This window comes from Acinetobacter sp. NIPH 2100 (genome assembly GCF_000369805.1).
GTDB lineage: Bacteria > Pseudomonadota > Gammaproteobacteria > Pseudomonadales > Moraxellaceae > Acinetobacter.
On record NZ_KB850224.1, the window covers coordinates 1,017,809 to 1,039,954 of the forward strand.

Here is a 22,146-nt window from a genome sequence, read left to right on the forward strand (position 1 = left end):
TTAAAAATGAGGAAATATAAATGAGCTTAGGTAAAGTAAGCCGCGAAATTATTGATCACATTATGTTGATTGGTTTAGATCGAGTTGCAAAGCGGAATGCCTTTGATAGTCATATGATTCAGGATTTATCGCTTGCTTTAACAGAATATGAAAACAATGCTGAATTACGTTGTGCCGTGATTTTTGCGCATGGTGATCATTTTACCGCGGGCTTAGATTTAGTTGAATTACAGTCTAAAATATCTGACGGTATTTTTAATTTTGCAGTAGAGCAGATTAATCCTTGGGGAACAGCGGGTCGGCATAGAACCAAACCTGTTGTGGTGGCGGTACAGGGTATTTGTTATACCGCTGGGGTGGAGTTAATGCTCAATGCAGATGTGGTCATCGCCAGTGAAAATACCATATTTGGTCAGCTTGAAGTACAGCGTGGCATCATGCCATTTGGTGGTGCGACGGTGCGTTTTGTACAGGCTGCCGGTTGGCAAAAAGCCATGCCGTATTTATTAACGGGCAAAACCTTTGACAGCAAAACTGCTGATCAACTGAATCTTGTTTCTGAGGTGGTTGCAAATGGTCAACAGCTTGAGCGTGCGCTCGAAATTGCCAAAGAAATCTGCATTTCTGCACCGCTTGCTGTACAGGCGTTATTGGCTTCTGCAACCGATGCAGTAACGCAAGGTCAGACTGTCGCATTTGAAAAAATGAACAACTATTTAATGCCGTTGTTTGTATCACAAGATGCGCAAGAAGGAATTCGTGCCATGTTAGAAAAACGTTCACCACAGTTTAAGGGCCGCTAAATGGCTGTTTTTATTTAAGCCAAGTGGATTAGTTTATTGAGCATTTTCATCAATTTGACAAATCCCAAAGGTATTCTGATCAAGATCTAGGAAATAGCCTTGCCAACAACGGTTAGGAATTGCAAATTTATCCATTGCCACGATACCGCCCAAAGTTAAAATTTGAGCTGCAGTGACATCAAAATTTTCTACTTCGATGCTACAGGTAAAAGCATTGGTGCCACATCCAGTTGGTGGTGTTGTAACAGGGCGTTGCAGTAAACCACCGTGAATACCTATCGTAGTAATCCGATAATATTCAATTGGTAAGCCTTCCAATTTTTCAAATTGCCATTCAAATATGGATTGATAGAAATGAATATCACGTTGTGGATTTGATGATTGAATTTCAAAATAAATAATGCTGTTCATGGTGAATATCCTGTTGTATTTATTGTCCAGAAATTATTCTAAATAGATCAAAGGCATTACAGATAATGATTTATGTAAGTATATTTCTAAGGTCGCGCACCTGATTGAAGAAATGAGGTTTATTCATTTAATTACAATTAAAGAGACGAAGTTAAAGTTGATGAATATTATTAAATTAGTCAATCGACCAGAACTTTTGCAGCAAGCAGCAAGTTGGTTTTCAAATAAATGGGAGATTCCAGTTGAAGCCTATCGAGAGAGTATGCAGAGCTCGATAGAACAGCAGGGTGGAATTCCACAATGGTATGTGATGTTGGATAATGATCAGCAGATTATTGCAGGTGCGGGGGTGATCGAAAATGATTTCCATGATCGTCAAGACCTTGCACCAAACCTATGTGCATTATTCGTTGAAGCATCTTACCGTCAGCAGAATATTGCAAGGCAACTATTAGACTTCGCCCGAATGGATATGCAATCTTTAGGTATTGAAAAGTTGTATTTAGTGACTGATTTAAATAGTTTTTATGAAAAGTGTGGCTGGTCATTTTTAACAATGGTTAAAGATGATGAAGGTGCGCCGATCAAAATGTATGTTGCTGATAGGGTTTAAACATAAATCTCAGGCAAATAAAAACCGACGATTCGAGTGATGATAAATCGTCGGTCAAAATCTTTTTCAATGGTTCTGGCTGCTAACACAACCATTGTTAAAGATGGAGAGTCATAATGAAAGGTCACCGAAAACATTGCGGATGCCGTGCAATGTCCAATCGGTTGCTGCGACCTTGTACCATATATAACGCTGCTGGTTGAGGATTGGTTGACATAAAAATGAAAAAAAAGTGAAAAAAATTTATAATTATTTCTTAAAGCCAGTTTAATTAGGTTTATCTTTATGATTTCATTGCGTTTGTACTATATCTGGTTTTTTATTATTTGTTTAGCTTCGACTTTATTGGCAGGTGTATTGGCGGCTATTTTACCGAATAGTATCGGTGGGGTGCTCACCGCGATTCCTTATTTAATCGCAATCATTGTGGTGTTATTCAAATTTTTGAAAAAACAACGCCGTGCACCAACTGCACAAGAAAAAAAGCGTTTAACCATCGGCTTTAGTCTGATTTTCTGGGGCTACAACGCATGTGGTCTACTACTGGGGTTGTTTATATTTGCACGAAAAGATCCTGAAATCTGGCAGAACTTTTTACTCTATTTGAAACAACCGCAATTTTTACTCACCGTATTGGCCATGTGGTTTGTCATTGCCGTGCCGCTATTCTTAATTACCTATTGGTTTTATGGACCCCAAGCACAAAGAATGGCTAATAAAATGTTTTAAACAGCCAGACTTTCTTTTTTCAGGCGTAGGGGCGAGTAAGCGGTTGGATTGACAATCGTCTCTTGCCCGAACATGAGTTGGCGTAATAGTCGGGCAGAACCAGAACCCATACATAATCCATTACGGAAATGTCCAAAATTGGCCCAAAGATTTTCCAGTTCAGGCATGGCACCAATATAAGGAATGCCTTGTGGCGAACTTGGGCGTAAGCCTGCCCAACGTTTCACAATCGGGAAGTGTTGTAGCTCAGGCACCATTTCCAGACATGCCGTTAAAATATCCTGCTGGGTTTGCTCATCAACTGCTGTACTAAAGCCAGTTTCGGCCATACTAGAACCACAAACAATGTGACCATCTTGGCGTGGAATCAGGTACATCACCCGATTCATACACATGGTCGGTAACCAGTTTTCAGGGGTTTTAAATAATAGCATTTGCCCTTGTACGGGCTGCACAGGAATATGGCGTTGTAGTTGCTCGGCCCATTGCTGACTCCATGCACCAGAAGTGATGACTACATGATCCGCGGTAAATTTTTGCCCATCTTCGATTTCAATTCCGAGCACTTTCTTATTCTGAATAATTAACTTTTCAACAGGACAATGTTCAAAAAAACGGACCAATGGATGTTGTTTTAAGTAGCTGATCAGGGATTGTAATAAACGTGGATTGCGGACATTCGAGAGTTGGGGGAAATAGATTGCTTGTTGGAATTGTTGGGAAATATAAGGATTAATCTGTTCAAGTTTGGAGCGATTGAGCAACTCACATTGCTGCATTGGTTCCTGATATCGAGTGGCATAATTCAAGCCAACTTCAAAATCTTCCTGATCGAAGATCAGCATGCCTGTATCGTGGATCTGAAAATCAATGCCAGTAATGGGGAGGAGCTTCTCATTCCACTCTTGATAGAGTGATTTACCGTATTGAGCCAGTTGATTGACTTCGGGTGCATAACGCCATGGATACATTGGGGAGAGAATGCCTCCACCTGCCCATGAGGCAGCTTGACCTGCAAGTTGTTGGTCAAAAATATCGACAGAGCAGCCTTGTTCAGCTAGTTCCAATGCTGACATTAAGCCGCTAATACCCGCACCAATGATGGCAATATGCATAACTTTAATTTAAGTGGTTTCTAAGATAAAACGTATCTTGAAATTTGCTACACGGAAGACGTCATTCGCAACCTGCGTGATATACGCTAAAAGAAGTCCTCTTATACATCCTCAATATCAGAAAAATGTAAGCAGTGAACAGGTTTTGCGAATGACAATGGTTTTGCCTACTTTTCCCGAAAGAAAAGTAGGTCGAGCCGAAGGCTAATCCTGAAAAAGGATGAGAGCTCAACAAGACTCTGGAGTAGATACTATCATTTTCAGACAGATGAAATATAACTTCTATCTCATCTCTTTTAATTTACGCGCTGCATCTTCAGCAAAATATGTCCAGATCCCATCAGCACCTGCACGACGGCAGCACATCAAAGATTCCAGAATTACGCTGTCAGATAACCAGCCATTCTGAATCGCACCTGCAAGCATGGCATATTCACCACTCACCTGATAGAGGAAAGTTGGTACGCCAAAAGTATCTTTTACTTCACGCACCACATCCAGATAAGGCATACCCGGTTTAACAATCACCATATCCGCACCTTCTTGTAGATCAAGTGCGATTTCATGTAAGGCTTCGGCACGGTTGCCAATATCCATTTGGTAATTATATTTATTGCCGCCTTTCAGGTTGCTAGCAGAGCCGACCGCATCACGGAAAGGGCCGTAGAAGCTAGAAGCATATTTTGCTGAGTACGCCATGATATTGGTGTAGATAAAATCATTTTGCTCAAGCGCTTGGCGGATCGCACCGATACGGCCATCCATCATGTCACTGGGTGCAATTACATCGGCACCTGCCGCAGCATGACTGAGTGCCTGTTTCACTAGGCATTCGACAGTTTCATCATTTAACACATAACCTGTGTCATCAATAATGCCGTCTTGACCATGTGTGGTATAAGGGTCAAGAGCGCCATCGGTAATCAGCACCATTTCTGGTAATTCTTTTTTGAGTAGACGGCAAGTCGTTTGAACTAAACCATTTTCGTCCCAAGCGGCTTCCGCTGTTAAACTTTTATCTTCTTGTGGTGTTACAGGGAATAAAGCAAGTTTGGATACACCGAGTTCAAGCAGGGTTTCTGCTTTTTTAAGTAGTAAATCAGCTGACAAACGCTGCACATTTGGCATGCTTGGAATGTCTTGAGTTTGTTGTTGTCCTGGTAATACAAACACTGGATAAATCAAGTGATCTGCCGTTAAATGTGTTTCGCTGACCATGGCACGAAGTTGGTCATTTTTACGGATACGGCGCATGCGAGTCGCAGGAAAAGCTGGACGATTGAACGTATAAGTCATAACAATCTCGATGTTCAGTATTACACTAGGGGAATAATTGAGGTATTAAGTCACGCGAGGGAGAGCTTGGCGACTTCGCTCAATTACGAACCCCGCTATTGTAGCCCCATATTTTTAGATTTGTGCAAAATAATGGAAAGTTATTCTTTCCATTGAGTGTAGGCCGCGTATGAATGATGTAAAGAAAAACTGGACTGGCAATATTCAGTTAGGTGCAAAGGCAGATCACCAAGTGGTCTTGAAACAGTTATGTAAAGCATTTAATGCCTGTCCATTTTTTAAATACAGTGGCATGGTCATGCGAGTAGTCGATGATCAAATTGAAGCCTATGTGGAGATGCAGCCAGAACTGGTCGGGAATCTGGCATTTCAGATTTTACATGGTGGTGTGGCAGCCACGATTCTGGACAGTATTGGTGGTGTGGCGGCCATGGAGCAGCTTTATCGCCGTGCCTCACCAGAAGATTTGCCAGATACCATCAAAAAAGTATCACGCTTAGCCACGGTGGATATGCGTGTCGATTATCTGGCGCCAGGACGTGGTAAATATTTTATTGCGCGTGCCGAAACCTTACGTTTGGGGCGTAAAGGATGCACTATGCGCATGACCATGGTGAATGACGAAGATAAACCCATTGCGACTGCAATTGCATCGTATGCCTATTAATTCTTAAAATAAAAATATTAAGCACCTCTCATGCAAAGTGTGAGAGGTGGCTTTCATTTCCAAGTCCATCTTTTGCTCCTTTCAATTCTATTTTTATAAGAGTCAATCCTGCTGTCCTACGGTGAAACATGTCATGGGGAGCTGATCCAAAATTATTCACAAACTGGATAGAGATCTGGAAAAAGCGGATAGAGCCAAGAACTAAATCACGCTTCAATCAAGAAAAGGTTTTTATTGATTGGAGGACATAAAAATGACGACACGTAATATTGCCGAATGGCAGGATTTTATTACAGGCTGTCTCGACTTTCGCCCTAAGGATGGGGTATTTCGTATCGCACGTGATATGTTCACTGAAGCTGAACTTTTCGATTTGGAAATGGAATTCATTTTTGAAAAAGTCTGGATTTATGCCTGCCACGAAAGTGAAATTCCTAACAATCATGATTTCCTGACGGTTCAGATTGGACGCCAACCGTTAATCATTAGCCGTGATGGTCAAGGCCAACTGCATGCCATGATCAATGCCTGTGAGCATCGTGGTGCGACCTTGACGCGCGTTGCCAAAGGCAATCAATCCACTTTTACCTGTCCGTTCCATGCGTGGTGCTATAAATCAGATGGTCGTCTGGTCAAAGTCAAAGCGCCTGCTGAATATTGTGAAGATTTTGATAAGTCCAGTCGTGGCCTCAAACAAGGACGTATTGCCAGTTATCGTGGTTTTGTTTTTGTCAGTCTGGATACACAGGCAACAGATAGCCTTGAAGACTTCTTGGGGGATGCCAAAGTCTTTCTGGATTTAATGGTGGAGCAGTCACCGACTGGCGAGTTAGAAGTCCTGCAAGGCAAGTCGGCCTATACCTTTGCAGGAAACTGGAAGCTGCAAAATGAAAATGGACTGGATGGCTATCACGTCAGTACCGTGCACTATAACTATGTCTCCACTGTGCAACATCGCCAGCAAGTCAATGCAGCCAAAGGTGATGATATGGATACTCTGGATTACAGCAAATTAGGCGCAGGTGATAACCAGACCGATGATGGCTGGTTTAGTTTTAAAAATGGTCACAGCGTTTTATTCAGCGATATGCCAAATCCTGCGGTCCGTCCTGGTTATGACACCGTCATGCCTTATCTGCTGGAAAAATATGGTGCCAAGCGTGCGGAATGGGCCATGCATCGCCTAAGAAACTTAAACCTCTATCCAAGCTTATTCTTCATGGATCAGATCAGTTCCCAGCTGCGTATTGTGCGTCCAGTGGCATGGAATAAAACCGAAGTGATTAGCCAGTGTCTCGCTGTAAAAGGGGAGTCAACCGAAGCGCGTCGTAACCGTATTCGCCAGTTTGAAGACTTTTTCAATGTCTCTGGATTAGGTACGCCAGATGATTTGGTGGAGTTCCGTGAACAGCAAAAAGGTTTCCAAGCGCGTCTGGAACGCTGGAGTGATATTTCTCGCGGTCACCATAACTGGTGTTATGACATGACTCAAAATGCACAAGACTTGGGGATCAAACCCGTGATTACGGGGCGTGAGCTGACGCATGAGGGGTTATATGTCAATCAGCATGGTCATTGGCAACGTTTAATGCTGGATGGTTTAAATCGCAAAGCCTTAAAAATGCAGGATATTACTTATCAACTTGATACAGCAACGGAAGAGGTATAAGTCATGACTGCTGAATTACATTTTGCCGTTTCACAATTCCTTTATCAGAAATCAGAGTTATGCGACCGTTATGACTGGGATGCCTATCTGGAACTGTATGATGAAGATAGTGAATATCACATTCCGCAATGGATTGATGATCATCAGTATGTTGAAGATCCGAATCAGGGTTTGTCTTATATCTATTATGCAGACCGTTCGGGGCTGGAAGATCGTGTATTCCGTATCCGTACCGGAAAAGCGGCATCGGCGACACCATTACCACGCACTCAGCACAGTATTCAAAATGTACAGGTCAAAAGCCTGCAAGATGGTTTGATTGAAGCCAGAGTCGGATGGAGCACCTTATATAATCGTCAAGGCTTGGAAGGTTGCTTTTATGGACATGCCACTTACTTGTTAAGACAAACTGCTGAAGGATTCCGTATTCGTCGTCAGCACACGATTTTGCTGAATGACAAAATTGATTCGGTGTTGGATTTTTATCATGTTTAAGGGAGCATCATGATGGGACATTCAGTTGCACTTAATTTTGCCGATGGGAAAACCTTCTTTATTTCGGTACAGGAAGATGAACTGTTACTCAATGCTGCCATTCGTCAAGGCATTAACTTACCTTTGGATTGCCGTGAAGGCGTGTGCGGAACCTGTCAGGGACAGTGTGAAACAGGCATTTATGAACAGGAATATGTGGATGAAGATGCCTTAAGTGAGCGTGATTTGGCAGAGCGTAAAATGTTGGCTTGTCAAACTCGAGTCAAATCCAATGCTGCATTCTATTTCGATCATAGTTCTGAAATCTGCAACGCTGGCGAGACATTGAAAATTGCAACGCAAGTGACTCGGGTCGAACTGGTATCCGAGACAACCGCGATTTTGCATGTCGATGCCAGTTCATCAGCCAAGCAGTTAGAGTTTCTACCCGGTCAATATGCACGTTTGCAGATCCCTGAGACTGATGACTGGCGTTCTTATTCTTTTGCCAATCGTCCGAATCAGACCAATCAATTGCAGTTTTTAATTCGCTTATTACCCGATGGCGTGATGAGTAATTATTTACGTGATCGTTGCCAAGTGGGGCAAACCATCATGATGGAAGCACCTCTCGGCAGTTTTTATCTCCGTGAAGTTGAGCGTCCTTTGGTATTTATTGCTGGAGGAACGGGGCTGTCGGCTTTTTTAGGCATGCTCGACAATATTGCAGAACAGGCGAATGCACCTGCAATTCAGTTGTATTACGGGGTCAATCAAGAAGCTGATTTATGTGAACAATCTCGATTGCAGACTTATGCTGAACGTTTGTCAAATTTCAAATATCAACCTGTCGTGACTCAAGCATCTGATGTGTGGACTGGTAAAACAGGTTATATCCATGAGCACCTGAATCGGGAACAACTTGCGGAACAGGCATTTGACATGTATTTATGTGGCCCGCCACCGATGATAGAAGCCGTCAAAAGTTGGCTCGATCAACATGCCTTAAATAACTATCGCTTGTATAGCGAAAAATTTTTACAGAGCAATACTGCTCGTAACTCAGCAGAGACTTAGTCAAATGAAAAGGATGGTGGACACAAGCAACCAGCCTTTTTCTAAATGACTGAGAACAAATATTTGTAAAAATTAAAAAAAGCCTTTCAATGGAATAAGGAATTGAATGTATTGAATAAGTAGGTCGTGTAGTTCACCTGTTGAAGGGTTTAAACATAGGAAAGTTTTAACAGAATTTGCTTTTTTAAGGGAATAAAGATGAAGACAGTTGATGTTAATACAGTGATCAATCGTGATCAGTTATCGCCACTGCAATGGTTGGTTTTTGCATTGGGTTTCTTGGTATTTTTTTGTGATGGTTTAGATACAGGGATTATTGGTTTTATTGCACCTGCTTTGCTGGATGATTGGGGGATTACCAAACCACAATTGGCACCTGTGCTCAGCGCGGCATTGGTGGGGATGTCAATTGGTGCAATTATTTCAGGGCCACTGGCAGATCGGTTTGGCCGTAAAGGGGTGATTGTATTCACGACTTTATTATTTTCTATATTTACCATTCTGTGTGGCTTGGCTTCTTCCACACAAGATTTGATGATTTACCGTTTTATTACTGGTGTTGGACTGGGTGCTGCGATGCCAAATATCAGTACCATTGTTTCAGAGTATATGCCCGCAAAACGTAAAGCCTTTCTGACGGGTTTAGCTGGTTGTGGTTTTATGCTGGGGATTTCCTGTGGTGGTTTATTGTCTGCGTATTTACTGGAAAACTTAGGCTGGGCCAAGGTGGTGATTTTAGGTGGTATTATTCCTTTGTTCCTTGTGGTGGCTTTGCTGCTGAAATTGCCAGAATCAGTCCCGTATTTGATTAAAACAGAACAGCAACATAGAGCCCAAAGCATTCTTGAAAAAATTCAAGGCCACTCGTTCATCGACAAGGTCAAGATTGAACTTCCTCAAGTGGGTGTCAATCATGCTGAAAGCCCGGTCAAAATGGTTTTAAGTAAATATCTATGGGGTTCAGTCATGTTATGGCTGTGCTGTTTCATGAGTCTATTGGTGTTCTATTTACTGACCAGCTGGATGCCAACGATTTTAAAAACAGCAGGTTTTAGTACCCAGCAGTTTAGTCTCATTGCTGCAATCTTCCCATTTGGTGGGGTGATTGGTGCTGTCATCATGGGTTGGTATATGGATAAACTCAATCCAACCATCGTGATTAAATATGCGTATTTAATGGCATTCATCCTCTTTATCGTTGCAGGTTTTGTCAGCTCAAGCATTTTGTTGCTTGGGATCGGTATTTTCCTGATAGGTGCTTTGCTCACTGGTGCACAATCATCATTGTTACCATTGGCTGCATTATTCTACCCATCACAATGTCGTGCAGTTGGCGTGTCATGGATGCATGGCATTGGACGTGTCGGCGCAATTTTTGGGGCATTCTTCGGTTCTTATATCTTTACCTATGAAATTAGTCTCGGTGGTATTTTCTATCTATTAGCTTTGCCGACCTTTATTGCCTTTATTGCACTCAGCTTGAAAGCGATGCGTCAAAACAATAAAGCCAATGCTATTTTAACGATCAATTAACCTACGCCTAAGAAAAAGCCCAGTGCTTTCAGACACTGGGCTTTTATCTTTTTGGGTATTTCATTCGATTTTATTACGGGTTTCACTCGGTTTTTCGCCAAACTCATCTTTATATTCTTGAGCAAAACGGCTGAGGTGGTTAAAGCCCCAATCATAGGCCAGTTTGGAGATCGAAATTTTTTGATGTTTGGCGGTATGACTCAATATTTTATAAATTTGTTGCAGTCGATACTTGCGTAAATAGGCCATCGGACTGAGACCATAATATTGTTGGAACTCCTCATAGAGTTTGGATTTAGATACACCAGCTAAACGTTGTAAACTCTCTGCATCGAAGGATTCATGCGCATGTTGCACAATAAAATTCTTCACTTTGCGGATATACGCAGGTTCCATTTGATTGCAGCGTTCATGCAATGCCGCAGAATAATTATTTTCCTGTGACAGCAGTAGCGCTTTAATCACAAAATTTTCATAATCCTCAGAAAACATCGGTAAGCCAGAAAAGTCAGCATAATGTGATTTGAGTTGTAAAAAGTTTTCGATGTTATTCCACCAAGCTTTCATTAAACCCGTCATGCTGAGTGAGATTTCAGGGTTAAATACCAATGCTTGTTCAAGTGGTTTATTCAGGAGTTGTGACAGGACCATATGCAGACTTTTTTCAGGAATCACCACCTGAAATTTTTGACAATCCTGATTAATGACCAAGTCCTGCAAATCTTGATTAGAAACGATGAGGCCTGTATCGGCATCAGATTGATATTTGGCACCGCGGATGCTGAGTGTTTGCTTGCCATGAAAAGGCAGGCTGATGCTATAGGCTTTCAAATTAGAAATATTGATCGCAACATTGGCGCCATAACTGATGGTGCCAATTGCCATTTGTTTATGCGGTAAGCGCATACCATCATAGTGAAAGTCGAGTGTATCTCGAGATAGTGTATCTAAACGATGTTCGCCACAGATCATCGACATCACATTTTGGGCAAAGTCGGCCTGATGCGAATGATGGATAAGATCCATTTTTTGGCTGAGTGATGTCATAGTCCTTTCACCTAGCTAAGAGCTTATTGTTGTAGCAGCAAGAAAAATGCCATTTTGATCCATAAATGACAGCGGTTTTCTGGCCTTAGTGGATAAGGGCTTTGCGAGAAAGACTTATCCACTCTAGCTTATTAGAGCAAATTTTGACAAATACACAAGTCTTGAAAGGATATATCTTTATGCTTTATAGGTATGTCGAGCTATGTTGCCATTTAGATGGCTATTCACCAGTTTCAACATGCTGAAATTAAAAACCAAACTTTAAGTTTTTGATCATTGTTGAAATATCAATTTATAAGAATTGAACGCATCAGTTATTTTTTTTAATCTCGCCATGTGATTTTTTGCCGTTAAAATGCAGAATAATTTTTTGCTCTTATTTTGCGTTTTGGTTTTTTTAACATTCAGTTAAGTTTTCAAAATTAAACTGATCGGCTGATTAAACCAAAAGTTAAAAATCTCTTTAATTTTCAGGAATAACTTATGACTGACGCTCAAGCCAACCCACAGGATGTTGCTTCAGATTCGACATCAGATGATGCAATGAAAGCAAAACGTAAAAAATTCCTCGGATTTTTTGTGCTCATTCTCATTCTCGCTGCAATTCTGTATGGCATTTGGGCGTTATTCTTTAATCATTCGGTCAGTACAGACAATGCCTATGTGGGTGCAGAAACTGCACAAATCACGTCTATGGTCAGTGGACAAGTGGCTGAAGTGTTAGTGAAAGATACACAACAGGTCAAACAGGGCGATGTACTGGTCCGTATTGATGAACGTGATGCCAAGATTCAACTGGCACAGGCACAAGCTGAGTTAGCCAAAGCACAACGTCAATACAAACAAAGCCAAGCAAATAGTAGTTCATTAAATTCTCAAGTTGTGGTTCGCAACGATGAGATTACCAGTGCACAAGCGCAAGTGACCAAAGCCCAAGCGGATTATGATCGTGCGGTATTGGAGCTGAAACGCCGTAATGAACTTGCTGCGACAGGTGCTATTTCTAAAGAAGAGTTGAGTAAGGCGCAAAGTGCAGTGTCTACAGCCAAAGCCAGTTTAGAGCTGACTCAAGCAGGTTTGGCGCAAGCAACTTCGAGCCGCAAAGCAGCGGAAAGTACCTTTGCTGCAAATGAAGCATTGATTCAAGGTGTAAATGAAGCATCAACACCAGATGTATTGGTGGCGAAAGCACATGTAGAACAGGCAGTATTGGATTTAGAGCGGACTGTGATTCGTGCACCAGTGGATGGTGTCGTAGCGCGTCGTAATATTCAGATTGGGCAACGTGTTGCACCAGGTACGGCAATGATGTCAGTCGTACCTGTTTCAGCACTGTATGTCGATGCAAACTATAAAGAAAGCCAGCTCGCCAAGGTGAAAGCAGGGCAGAAGGTAACGCTTCGTTCTGATTTGTATGGTGATGATGTGGTTTATCACGGTACTGTGCAAGGTTTCTCGGGTGGTACTGGAGCAGCATTTGCCTTGATCCCTGCACAAAATGCCACAGGGAACTGGATTAAAGTGGTACAGCGCCTACCTGTACGTATTAGCCTTGATCCGAAAGAACTTGCAGAACATCCATTGCGTGTGGGGCTGTCGATGCAAGCGGATATTGATCTCGTATCGAAGTAATCAGCCATGAAAACGCAAAACCCTTTTGCAGAACTCAGTGGCGGGCGATTACTGCTTGCAGCTTTCGTGATCGCACTCTCAAATTTTATGGTGGTGCTGGATACCACAATTGCCAACGTTTCTGTGCCTCATATTACAGGCAACCTCGCTGTGTCCAGTTCTCAAGGGACGTGGGTGATTACCTCTTATGCTGTTGCCGAAGCGATTTGTGTCCCTTTAACAGGGTGGCTTGCAGGACGCTTTGGTACGGTTCGAGTCTTTGTGTTCGGATTGATTGGTTTTACTATCTTTTCATTTTTGTGTGGTTTAGCGACCTCATTGGAAATGTTGGTGTTTTTCCGAATTGGGCAAGGCTTATGTGGTGGTCCATTAATGCCGCTCAGCCAAACTTTATTGATGCGAATTTTCCCACCTGAAAAACATGCACAGGCGATGGGACTTTGGGCCATGACCACGGTGATTGGACCGATTCTAGGGCCGATCCTTGGTGGACTGATTAGTGACAATCTGTCTTGGCACTGGATCTTCTTTATTAATATTCCAGTTGGTATTTTCTGTGTTTTAGCCTCTATTCGATTATTATCTGTGGCTGAAACCGAAACTGAAAAAATGCGCATCGATGCGATTGGTCTGGGTTTATTGGTGTTGTGGATTGGTGCATTGCAATTGATGCTCGATCTAGGACATGAACGCGATTGGTTTAATAGCAGCAGTATTATTATGCTGGCTTTGATCGCGGTGGTCGGCTTTATTGTATTCATGATATGGGAACTGACCGAAAAGCATCCCGTGGTCAATTTGTATGTATTTAGGCATCGGGGCTTCGCTGTTTCAGTGTTGGCACTGGCCTTTGGATTCGGCTCCTTCTTTGGCAGTATCGTATTGATTCCGCAGTGGTTACAGATCAATTTGGGCTATACCGCTACTTGGGCAGGTTATCTGACTGCCACCATGGGTTTTGGTAGTCTCACCATGTCACCGATTGTGGCCAAATTATCGACCAAATATGACCCTCGGGCATTGGCCAGTTTTGGCTTGGCATTGCTGGGTGTCGTGACTTTAATGCGTGCCTTCTGGGTGACTGATGCTGACTTTATGGCCTTGGCTTGGCCACAAATCTTGCAAGGTTTTGCAGTGCCATTCTTCTTTATTCCGTTGTCGAATATTGCAATGGGCTCAGTATTGCCACAAGAAATGGCATCTGCCGCAGGCTTAATGAACTTCCTTCGAACTATGGCTGGTGCGATTGGTGCGTCGATTGCAGTCACCATTTGGGATGATCATGCCAAAGTCGCACGTAGTGAAATGGTCAATAATCTGCATCCACAAGAAGTCCAAAATAGTCTGCTTCAGAATGGATTCTCACCCGATGCAACGCTGGGTGTGATTGCCAATTTAGTGGATAAAGAAGCGATTACCATGTCGGCCAACCATGTATTTATGCTTCTGGCGATTGTATTTGTATTTGCCAGTGCCTTGATCTGGCTGAGTCCAAAACCGAAAGGGAATACGGGTGGCATGCCGACCCACTAGAAATTCTGAATTGGAAAGCATCTCTTAGGAGGTGCTTTTTTTATGTATAAAAATGGTGTTTTAACTTGGAATTGATAGATTTTGCCTACTTTCTTGCAGAGAAATCATGCCAGAATCCACTTGAAGGCGATAAGGATTGCATTGTAATCACACGGAGGAAATTACTGGGCGTAGGAGATAAAGCCTGGAATCATTGAATATTATTAAAAGTTTATTTTTATCAAAGATTAAAACCTCTATACCTGAAAATAAATAAACTAGCATGGCAATTGCATGGATAGGCAGGTATATATAATGGAGTTATCACGTGAATCATAGATATTCATTTTTTTTCAGCAGCTTGTTGGCTGTTGGTTTATTACAGGGATGTGGGAATGATTCCTCATCAGATCAATCAGGCAAAGATTCAAATACAGGCCAACCTTCAAAACCCAACCTGATTATTGATCAGGACCCAAGTAGTTGTAGCAAACTGGCAGAGGATGGCTCGAGTGTTGTGGTCGGTTCGGACCAGAATGGTGATCCTGCGGCACCTGAAGGTGCATCGGGTTATCGCTTAAATAATACGGTGAAATATGCCGATAAATATATGGTGGTTGCCAATACACCGTTGGCAGTAAGGGCGGGCTGTGAAATTTTAAAAGCGGGCGGAAGTGCAGTCGATGCGGCAGTTGCTGTACAAGCTGTATTGGGCTTGGTTGAGCCACAATCCAGTACCATCGCAGGCAGTGGTTTTATGATGTATTACGATGCGAAAAGTAAAACCGTCACTGCGTATGATGGACGAGAAACTGCTCCAGCCGCGGCCAATGAGTACTATCTGATTCGACAAGATATACATGATCCGGAATCTCCAGCACCCGTACCGAGTGCCCGTCGTAGTGGACGTTCTATTGGTGTGCCTGGGGTAATGCGTTTACTGGAACAGGCGCAGCAGGAACATGGCAAACTGAAATGGGATCAGCTTTTTAATCAAGCGATTGATTTGGCAGATCATGGTTTTCGTATTCCTGGACGTTTGGCCGATGCAATTGCCAGTAATGCAGGCCATTTGGCACTCGATGCAAATGCGGTAGCAACCTATTTCTATCCAGATGGTACACCTCGTAAAGTTGGTGAGACCATGACCAATAAAGCGTACGCCAAAACACTGGAAGCACTTGCAACCCAAGGCGCAAAAGCGATGTACAGCGGACCGATGGCTAAAAATATTGTGGCAAAAGCAGGTCAGACCATAGGGGATGATGCCGCCCGTACGCCCATTACGCCTAGCTTAATGACTTTACAGGACTTATCAAATTATCAAGTTAAAAAACGGACACCAATCTGTACCACTTACCGAGACCGTTATTATGTCTGTACCATGCCACCGCCATCTTCTGGTGGAATTGCTGTTGCACAAACGTTGGGTATTTTAGAAAACTTTGAAATGAATAAATATCCACCCAAAAATCCAGAAAATGAAGGTGGGGTGCCTGATGTCATGGGCGTACATTTGGTTTCTGAAACAGAACGCTTGGCTTATGCAGACCGTGATAAATATGTTGCAGATACTGATTTTGTGCCTTTACCTGCCAAAGGAATTGCCAGTCTGATTGATAAAAATTATTTAAAACAACGTGCTGCATTGATTAATCCGAATCAAAGCATGGGCGTAGCGCAAGCCGGTCAATTTGACTCAAATTCAGGTATAGATACGACAGTTGAGCATGGAACCACTCAGTTCACGATCGTCGATGCGTATGGCAATGTAGTTTCGATGACATCGACTGTTGAATCCAGCATGGGTTCATTCCATATGGTCGATGGTTTCTTGTTATCCAATCAGTTAACTGATTTTAGTGCGAATCCTGTAGACCAGACTGGTACATTGTTGGCGAATCGGGTCGAAGGTGGCAAACGTCCACGTAGTACCATGGCGCCAACTTTGGTGTTTAAAGGTACGACAGCTGATGAGTTTTACATGGCAACAGGTTCACCGGGTGGCGGTACCATCATTCAATATGTGGTTAAAACCTTGATTGGGGCATTGGACTGGAACTTGAATGCACAGCAAGCGACTTCACTGGTGAATTTTGGTGCAACCAATAGCCCAAATACCAATATTGATAGCTCAAATGATCAGTTATCTTTAGTTGAACTGATTGAGGCTTTGAAAGCAAAAGGGCATGGGATTTCCAACACTGCACAAACCAGCGGTATTGCGACGATTATGAAAGTCAAAATTGATGATCAAAGTAAATACGCGGGTGGAGTCGATCCTCGACGTGAAGGCATTGTTTTAGGCAATGGGGCACTATAGTTCACATTTAAAAGCTGTCATTGCGGCAGCTTTTTAGTTTGGGGCTTGAAAAAACAAGTTGAGACACAATATTGAGGAATAAGCGTATATTTTGCTGATTGGTTAGAAATTGAGATTTAAATTTTAACTATCTATGCTATGATTGCGCTGTACTTTGGGGATGTTCCTGGCTTCGACGCTGGTGATGAAACTCATAGATGCATGCCGAGAGCGCATTTCCTCTCGTAAATCAAATTTGCATTTTTTAGTCGCAAACGACGAATCATACGCTCTAGCTGCCTAAGGGCAGCTTGTCCGCCTCTCTGAATACTTGTGGTTAGAGAGTCCGACTGAAGCGCACGCACACAAGTCCGTATAAAGCCAAGCCTCGGGGCTTTGTACTAAACTTAGAGGATCGCGATTTGTACCCTGTTCGTCGGGTCACAAAGAGTTAAAACAGTAGACGATATCTAAGCATGTAGTATTCTCGGGCGTAGTGCTGGCGGACGCGGGTTCGACTCCCGCCATCTCCACCAAAATTCGTTATATAAATCAGCCACTTTTTTAAGTGGCTTTTTTATTGGACTAGCTTTTGACAGGTTCATTAAGTTAGCTAGTTGTGAATAGGGGAGTTTTTGCATCCTATTTTTCAATTGAATTATTTTTGACAAAAATAAATAATCATTCAATCAGATATAAAGGACAATCAAAGTACAACATATGTTTCATCCCATGATTGAACAGAGCAAATCAAAAGATTTTTAACCGTAGATGGTGGATCATGTTGCGCGGTAAGATTATGACAATCTGTACTTAAATCTTAGTGGATTAATAAAAAACAAATATAATTTTCTATCTGATATGAGAAAAAATCATAGGTTGAATACTTTTTCTCACTTTTTATTAATTTATATTTATGACACTTTATTAATAATAAATAGCTTAATCGTAAATTAGGCTAGATGTACTTGCGCTGAGAAAGCATTTCAAAAAATTAAATAATTCTAGGACATATGTAGTTTTTACTACGTTGAAGATGTAACGGACAAATTAGGAGTGTCCATGAAGATTAGGCCATTACCACCAATGAACAGCTTAATTGTATTCGAGGCAGCTGCACGCCACCTCAGTTTTACAAAAGCTGCAGATGAATTAAATGTTACTCAAGGAGCAATTAGTCGCCAAATCAGACACCTTGAAGAATATTTAGGTAAAGAGTTATTTATTCGTGCAAATCGTAATATTTCACTCACACCTACGGGGCTACAGTATTATCAGACGATTTATAGTGCGTTACAGGAAGTTTCTCAAGCTACAGCTGAGATAAAGAAATGGCAAGGTGAGCATCAGGTTACGGTTGTCACAACCAATGCCATGGCTGCACTCTGGCTTTTACCTAAAGTAGCTACTTTTCAGCAGAATGAGGGAGTTGATTTAAGAATTTTAACCACTGAAAATATTCTTGATTTGCATAAAATGGATTGTGATTTAGCATTATTTTATAGCAAGGCACCTCCCGCAAATATGAAGGTAACTCCATTATTTCCTGAAGAAGTATTTCCTGTGTGTAGTCCGCATTACTTGGCACAATTTCAAGGAGAGATTACGCCTGACAAGATTTTTGGCAAAAGCCTACTTTCTTTGGATGAATCACAAAAAGATTGGATTAACTGGGCAGAATGGTTTGCTTTAGTGGGGTATCCAATGTTTAAACCCAAAAATAGAGTGAATATAAATAATTATCCTTTATTAATTCAAGCCGCTATAAATGGTCAAGGTATAGCTCTAGCGTGGGGATCTTTAGTGGACGATTACTTGAAGAGCGGAGCTTTAGTTCGCCCTGTAGAAACTGTTCTTCGCACTCAGGCAAATTTTTGTATGTTAGAGCCGACAGACAGAGGTGTGATTCCTTCAAGTGTAAAACAGTTTCGTAATTGGCTCTTGGAACAGTTACCTGGCCAAGTAGGGCAGAAAGGATTAAATTAATTTAACACTAATTTTTTCTGTAGAAAAACTAGGAATATTAGTATTCCTAGTTTTAAAAATCATAGACTATTTTGACAAAAGCTGTGTTTCAAAAGGATATAATGTAAGAACTTCAGGGCCATTCTCTGTAATTAAAACTTGATTTTCCAACTTGACACCAGAACCACCTGCTTTATGGCCTACATAACTTTCAACACACATCACCATTCCTGGTTCTAATACACCATCGTAGCCATAACTTTCCCAAGCTTCCTTAAAATAGATGCCCGGAGCCTCGTCGCATAAACCAACTCCGTGGTAAAGAAAGGAATAATGGTTATATTCATTTGGGTCGTATTGTAAAGCGTTGTGTGTAAGTTCTTTAAAGGTTGTACCTGAGCGCAATAATTCGGTATTAAACTGAATTTGATCGTATGCCATTTGATATATATTTTTTTGCTCAGATGTCGGAGCTTTAGTACCACATAACCATGTGCGTGAGGTATCAACACAAACGCCATAAGCACCAATCATGTCTGTATCAAAGCCAACCAGATCGCCATTTTCGATAATGCGACCACTACATTCTTGATACCATGGATTGCAACGCGGTCCAGAGGAGAGTAAACGAGTTTCAATCCATTCACCCCCGCGGGCAATATTTTCAGCGTGTAAATATGACCATAAACGTTGCTCTGAAATGCCTGGTTCTAAATGGCTATGCATGATTTTTATTGCAGCATCTGTCGCATGGACTGCACATCGCATTGCATTGATTTCATCTTCACCTTTAATGGCTCGAGCAAGCTCCATAATCACTTCACCATTTTCAATGCTCAAGCCTAGGTGTTCTAGTTCTTTTATCCCTTCATCATTACATTTATCTATAGCAATTTTTTTATTACCTTTTCCAAGTTCTAACACAACATCGTAGATTTCATTAGCCCACTTTTTTGCTTGTTCATCAATTCGAGTACCAGCACAGAAATAGAACCATGAAATACATGGGCGTATTTGTGTTACAACTTTAGAATGGTCAGCTAAAAAGTCACAGTGATCGAATTCCCACAGCACGACCTTACCCTCAGCAGAAACATAGGTATATCTTCCAGCATTATGCAGCAACCAAACTTGCATATTTGTCGTGCCTGTTGTGTAACGGATATTAATAGGGTCATAGAGCAAAATACCTGCTAACCCTTGTTGTTTGAGTAAGGCACAAATTCTATCTAGACGATATTGGTGCATACGATCAAGGTTTGGGAGGGTCAGACCTGCTTGTTGCCATTCAGAAGTTGCTAAATCACCTGGGCCAATCTGATGCATATTTAAATGTTCAGGATGACGATTACCTATACGGTTTTGATGAGGTCTCATATTTTTCATATTGCTTCCTTGATGAGATTTATCTTCCTATGACTCTTTGTTAGAAATTTTTTATGATCTAACTGTTTGTTTTAAATTGAAAATATAAGTTTAGAAGAGGGTTTTTATATTATAACTCTCTTCTAAACTGCGAGATGGAAGTCCAGATTATGCTTCAGGCTCAATCTTCGGATGTTTAGGTACAACGTTAATATTTGCTATATCTTCTTGCCGAAAAGCTTTCATAAGTGCTACAGCCATAATTGTGAGCAAGACAATAATAGGGAAGCCAAACAGTGTGACAGCAGCTTGAATTGCTTTTAGCCCCCCTACATAAAGCAAACCTAGACTAATTGCAGTAACAAACACACACCACAAAAGACGAGTACGGATGGGAGTGTCTTTTTCAGATAAGGTATCAAGGAAACATAGAACATGTGTTCCGCCATCTTGTGATGTTACAAGATAAGTAATGAGTAGAAGACAGGTTGCAATACTAAGAATTTGTCCAAAAATACCTCCTCCTCCAACAGCATCAAACAAAGCAAAAACGGCGAGGGTACTGTCTTTTTGTGTCGCTTTTACTATAGGGCCACCAGTAAACTCTTCGTGTGGTTCTGCTTTATTCTCAGTTTGAGAAGTAATTGTAGGATGGGTTGTAGCCGTAGTTGATTGGGTATTTTCTACCAAAGCTGATTGCTGTTTTTCAAATGTATGTCTAGAGTCTTGTTCAATTTTTAGAGCTGAACCGCCGAACACTGCAAACCAGAAAAATGTAACCAAAGTTGGAACAACAAGCACACCTGCGATGAGTTGACGGATAGTACGACCTTTTGAAATTTTAGCAATGAACATACCTACAAACGGAGCCCAAGTTGACCACCATAACCAGTAGAAAGCTGTCCACCAGTTTTGCCACTCAGAGTCTTTTTGAGTATCGCTCCACAAACTCATTCCTACAAAATTAGAAGTATAGTTACCAATACCTTCTAAGTAGGAATTGGTAATGTATCTCGCAGGTCCAATGAGCATAAGGATTACAATCAAAATGATTGATAGGATAATATTAAGTTCAGAAATACGGCGCATTCCTGTACCAATACCGCGCACTACAGAGAAAGTGGCAATACTGGATAAGGTAATCATGAGAATAAATTGAACAGTTGTGTTGGTTTCTAGGCCAAAAACTTTATGTAATCCCGCATTTATTTGTAAAACACCTAAAGCGAGAGTTTGAGAGATACCAAAAGTTGTGACAACAATTACGACAATATCAATAAAATGTCCGATAGGACCATAAATACGATCGCCAATAAGCGGATGTAAAATTGAACGTAAAGAGAAAGGTAGGCCTTTACGATAAGAAAAATAACCGATTGCTAACGCTGCAATACAGTAAACAGACCAAGCATGTAATCCCCAGTGAAAGTAGGTAATTTGCATTGCCATACTAGCTGCTTCATCTGTTAAGCCTTTTGTAAATGGATTACTCGCATAATGGTTCATTGGTTCAGCAACGCCCCAAAATACTAAACCGACTCCCATGGCACATGAAAACAGCATCGAAATCCATGCAAAATAACTGTATTCAGGTTTATCTGTATCTTTTCCCAGTTTTATTAAACCATAACGGCTGCACATGACATAAATTAAGAAAAAGCAGATCGCTGTAACAGATAGTAAAATGAACCATTTCATATTGCGCAGTAAGGCGCTTGATAAATCAGCAAATATTTTCGCTGCTTCGTTTGCATAAATTGCGCAAAAAAGTACAAATGCGACTACTAATATTTTTGAAATAAGTGAAACCGCAGAATTGGATTCAGCAACCCTTGTTGTACGCATAACTCCTCCTTGGATGCGTTGCAAACAGCTAGAATCATTAGCTGTTTTATACGGATAATACAGAGTAATGAGGAGTGCTAATTTTGCTCAA

General features: G+C 41.5%; 18 protein-coding genes and 1 other RNA gene. 13 read left to right on the forward strand and 6 right to left on the reverse strand.

The features are described from left to right. Positions 1–20: 20 nt before the first annotated feature. Positions 21–803, forward strand: a complete 783-nt coding sequence (locus F887_RS13185) for a crotonase/enoyl-CoA hydratase family protein (RefSeq protein WP_005292301.1) — start codon at positions 21–23, stop codon at positions 801–803. 33 nt (positions 804–836) lie between these two features. Here F887_RS13185 and F887_RS13180 read toward each other — a convergent pair whose 3' ends face one another. Continuing rightward, positions 837–1,214 carry a VOC family protein gene (locus tag F887_RS13180; RefSeq protein ID WP_005292304.1) on the reverse strand — a complete coding sequence of 126 codons (378 nt, stop codon included), beginning with the start codon at positions 1,212–1,214 and terminating at the stop codon, positions 837–839. A gap of 160 nt (positions 1,215–1,374) precedes the next feature. Between F887_RS13180 and F887_RS13175 the strand changes: the two genes are divergently transcribed. Further along, on the forward strand, positions 1,375–1,827 hold the full coding sequence (locus F887_RS13175) for a GNAT family N-acetyltransferase (protein WP_005292306.1): 453 nt from the start codon (positions 1,375–1,377) through the stop codon (positions 1,825–1,827). Between the two features lie 285 nt (positions 1,828–2,112). After that, complete coding sequence (locus tag F887_RS13170) at positions 2,113–2,556, forward strand: ABZJ_00895 family protein (protein ID WP_005292308.1); 444 nt, start codon at positions 2,113–2,115, stop codon at positions 2,554–2,556. Here F887_RS13170 and thiO read toward each other — a convergent pair. Then, complete coding sequence (gene thiO, locus F887_RS13165; RefSeq protein WP_005292309.1) at positions 2,553–3,671, reverse strand: glycine oxidase ThiO; 1,119 nt, start codon at positions 3,669–3,671, stop codon at positions 2,553–2,555. The genes F887_RS13170 and thiO overlap by 4 nt on opposite strands. A gap of 282 nt (positions 3,672–3,953) precedes the next feature. Beyond that, positions 3,954–4,967, reverse strand: coding sequence for a porphobilinogen synthase (gene hemB, locus F887_RS13160; RefSeq protein WP_004770996.1), 1,014 nt, complete (start codon positions 4,965–4,967; stop codon positions 3,954–3,956). 169 nt (positions 4,968–5,136) lie between these two features. Between hemB and F887_RS13155 the strand changes: the two genes are divergently transcribed. From F887_RS13155 to F887_RS13135, 5 genes are all read left to right on the forward strand, one after another. After that, on the forward strand, positions 5,137–5,634 hold the full coding sequence (locus F887_RS13155) for a thioesterase family protein (protein WP_004770998.1): 498 nt from the start codon (positions 5,137–5,139) through the stop codon (positions 5,632–5,634). Between the two features lie 253 nt (positions 5,635–5,887). Continuing rightward, positions 5,888–7,303, forward strand: a complete 1,416-nt coding sequence (gene antA, locus F887_RS13150) for an anthranilate 1,2-dioxygenase large subunit (protein ID WP_005292310.1) — start codon at positions 5,888–5,890, stop codon at positions 7,301–7,303. A 3-nt stretch (positions 7,304–7,306) separates the two neighbouring features. After that, on the forward strand, positions 7,307–7,798 hold the full coding sequence (antB, locus tag F887_RS13145) for an anthranilate 1,2-dioxygenase small subunit (RefSeq protein WP_005292313.1): 492 nt from the start codon (positions 7,307–7,309) through the stop codon (positions 7,796–7,798). Between the two features lie 6 nt (positions 7,799–7,804). Beyond that, positions 7,805–8,854, forward strand: a complete 1,050-nt coding sequence (antC, locus tag F887_RS13140) for an anthranilate 1,2-dioxygenase electron transfer component AntC (protein ID WP_171067436.1) — start codon at positions 7,805–7,807, stop codon at positions 8,852–8,854. 198 nt (positions 8,855–9,052) lie between these two features. Then, positions 9,053–10,387, forward strand: coding sequence for an MFS transporter (locus F887_RS13135; protein ID WP_005292316.1), 1,335 nt, complete (start codon positions 9,053–9,055; stop codon positions 10,385–10,387). A gap of 60 nt (positions 10,388–10,447) precedes the next feature. Here the strand turns inward: F887_RS13135 and F887_RS13130 are convergent, their stop codons facing one another. Next, the gene (locus F887_RS13130; protein WP_005292318.1) at positions 10,448–11,434 is read right to left on the reverse strand and encodes an AraC family transcriptional regulator; all 987 of its coding nucleotides are present in this window, start codon (positions 11,432–11,434) and stop codon (positions 10,448–10,450) included. A gap of 483 nt (positions 11,435–11,917) precedes the next feature. Here F887_RS13130 and F887_RS13125 point away from each other — a divergent pair, with 483 nt between their 5' ends. The 5 genes from F887_RS13125 (at position 11,918) to F887_RS13110 (ending at position 18,866) form a co-directional block, all read left to right on the forward strand. Continuing rightward, on the forward strand, positions 11,918–13,066 hold the full coding sequence (locus F887_RS13125) for an HlyD family efflux transporter periplasmic adaptor subunit (RefSeq protein ID WP_005292320.1): 1,149 nt from the start codon (positions 11,918–11,920) through the stop codon (positions 13,064–13,066). A gap of 6 nt (positions 13,067–13,072) precedes the next feature. Further along, complete coding sequence (locus F887_RS13120; protein ID WP_005292323.1) at positions 13,073–14,599, forward strand: DHA2 family efflux MFS transporter permease subunit; 1,527 nt, start codon at positions 13,073–13,075, stop codon at positions 14,597–14,599. A 307-nt stretch (positions 14,600–14,906) separates the two neighbouring features. Continuing rightward, entirely contained in the window at positions 14,907–16,901 is a 1,995-nt protein-coding gene (ggt, locus tag F887_RS13115) for a gamma-glutamyltransferase (protein WP_005292326.1), read from the forward strand. A gap of 156 nt (positions 16,902–17,057) precedes the next feature. Then, positions 17,058–17,416: a transfer-messenger RNA gene (gene ssrA, locus F887_RS18255) on the forward strand. 526 nt (positions 17,417–17,942) lie between these two features. After that, a complete protein-coding gene (locus F887_RS13110; RefSeq protein ID WP_005292328.1) occupies positions 17,943–18,866 on the forward strand; it encodes a LysR substrate-binding domain-containing protein in 924 nt (307 codons plus the stop codon). A gap of 66 nt (positions 18,867–18,932) precedes the next feature. On the opposite strand, the gene F887_RS13105 is transcribed toward F887_RS13110, so the two are convergent. Both F887_RS13105 and F887_RS13100 read right to left on the reverse strand, forming a co-directional pair. After that, on the reverse strand, positions 18,933–20,231 hold the full coding sequence (locus F887_RS13105; protein ID WP_005292330.1) for a M24 family metallopeptidase: 1,299 nt from the start codon (positions 20,229–20,231) through the stop codon (positions 18,933–18,935). Positions 20,232–20,378: 147 nt separating this feature from the next. Further along, on the reverse strand, positions 20,379–22,055 hold the full coding sequence (locus F887_RS13100) for a BCCT family transporter (protein ID WP_005292331.1): 1,677 nt from the start codon (positions 22,053–22,055) through the stop codon (positions 20,379–20,381). Positions 22,056–22,146 lie beyond the last annotated feature (91 nt).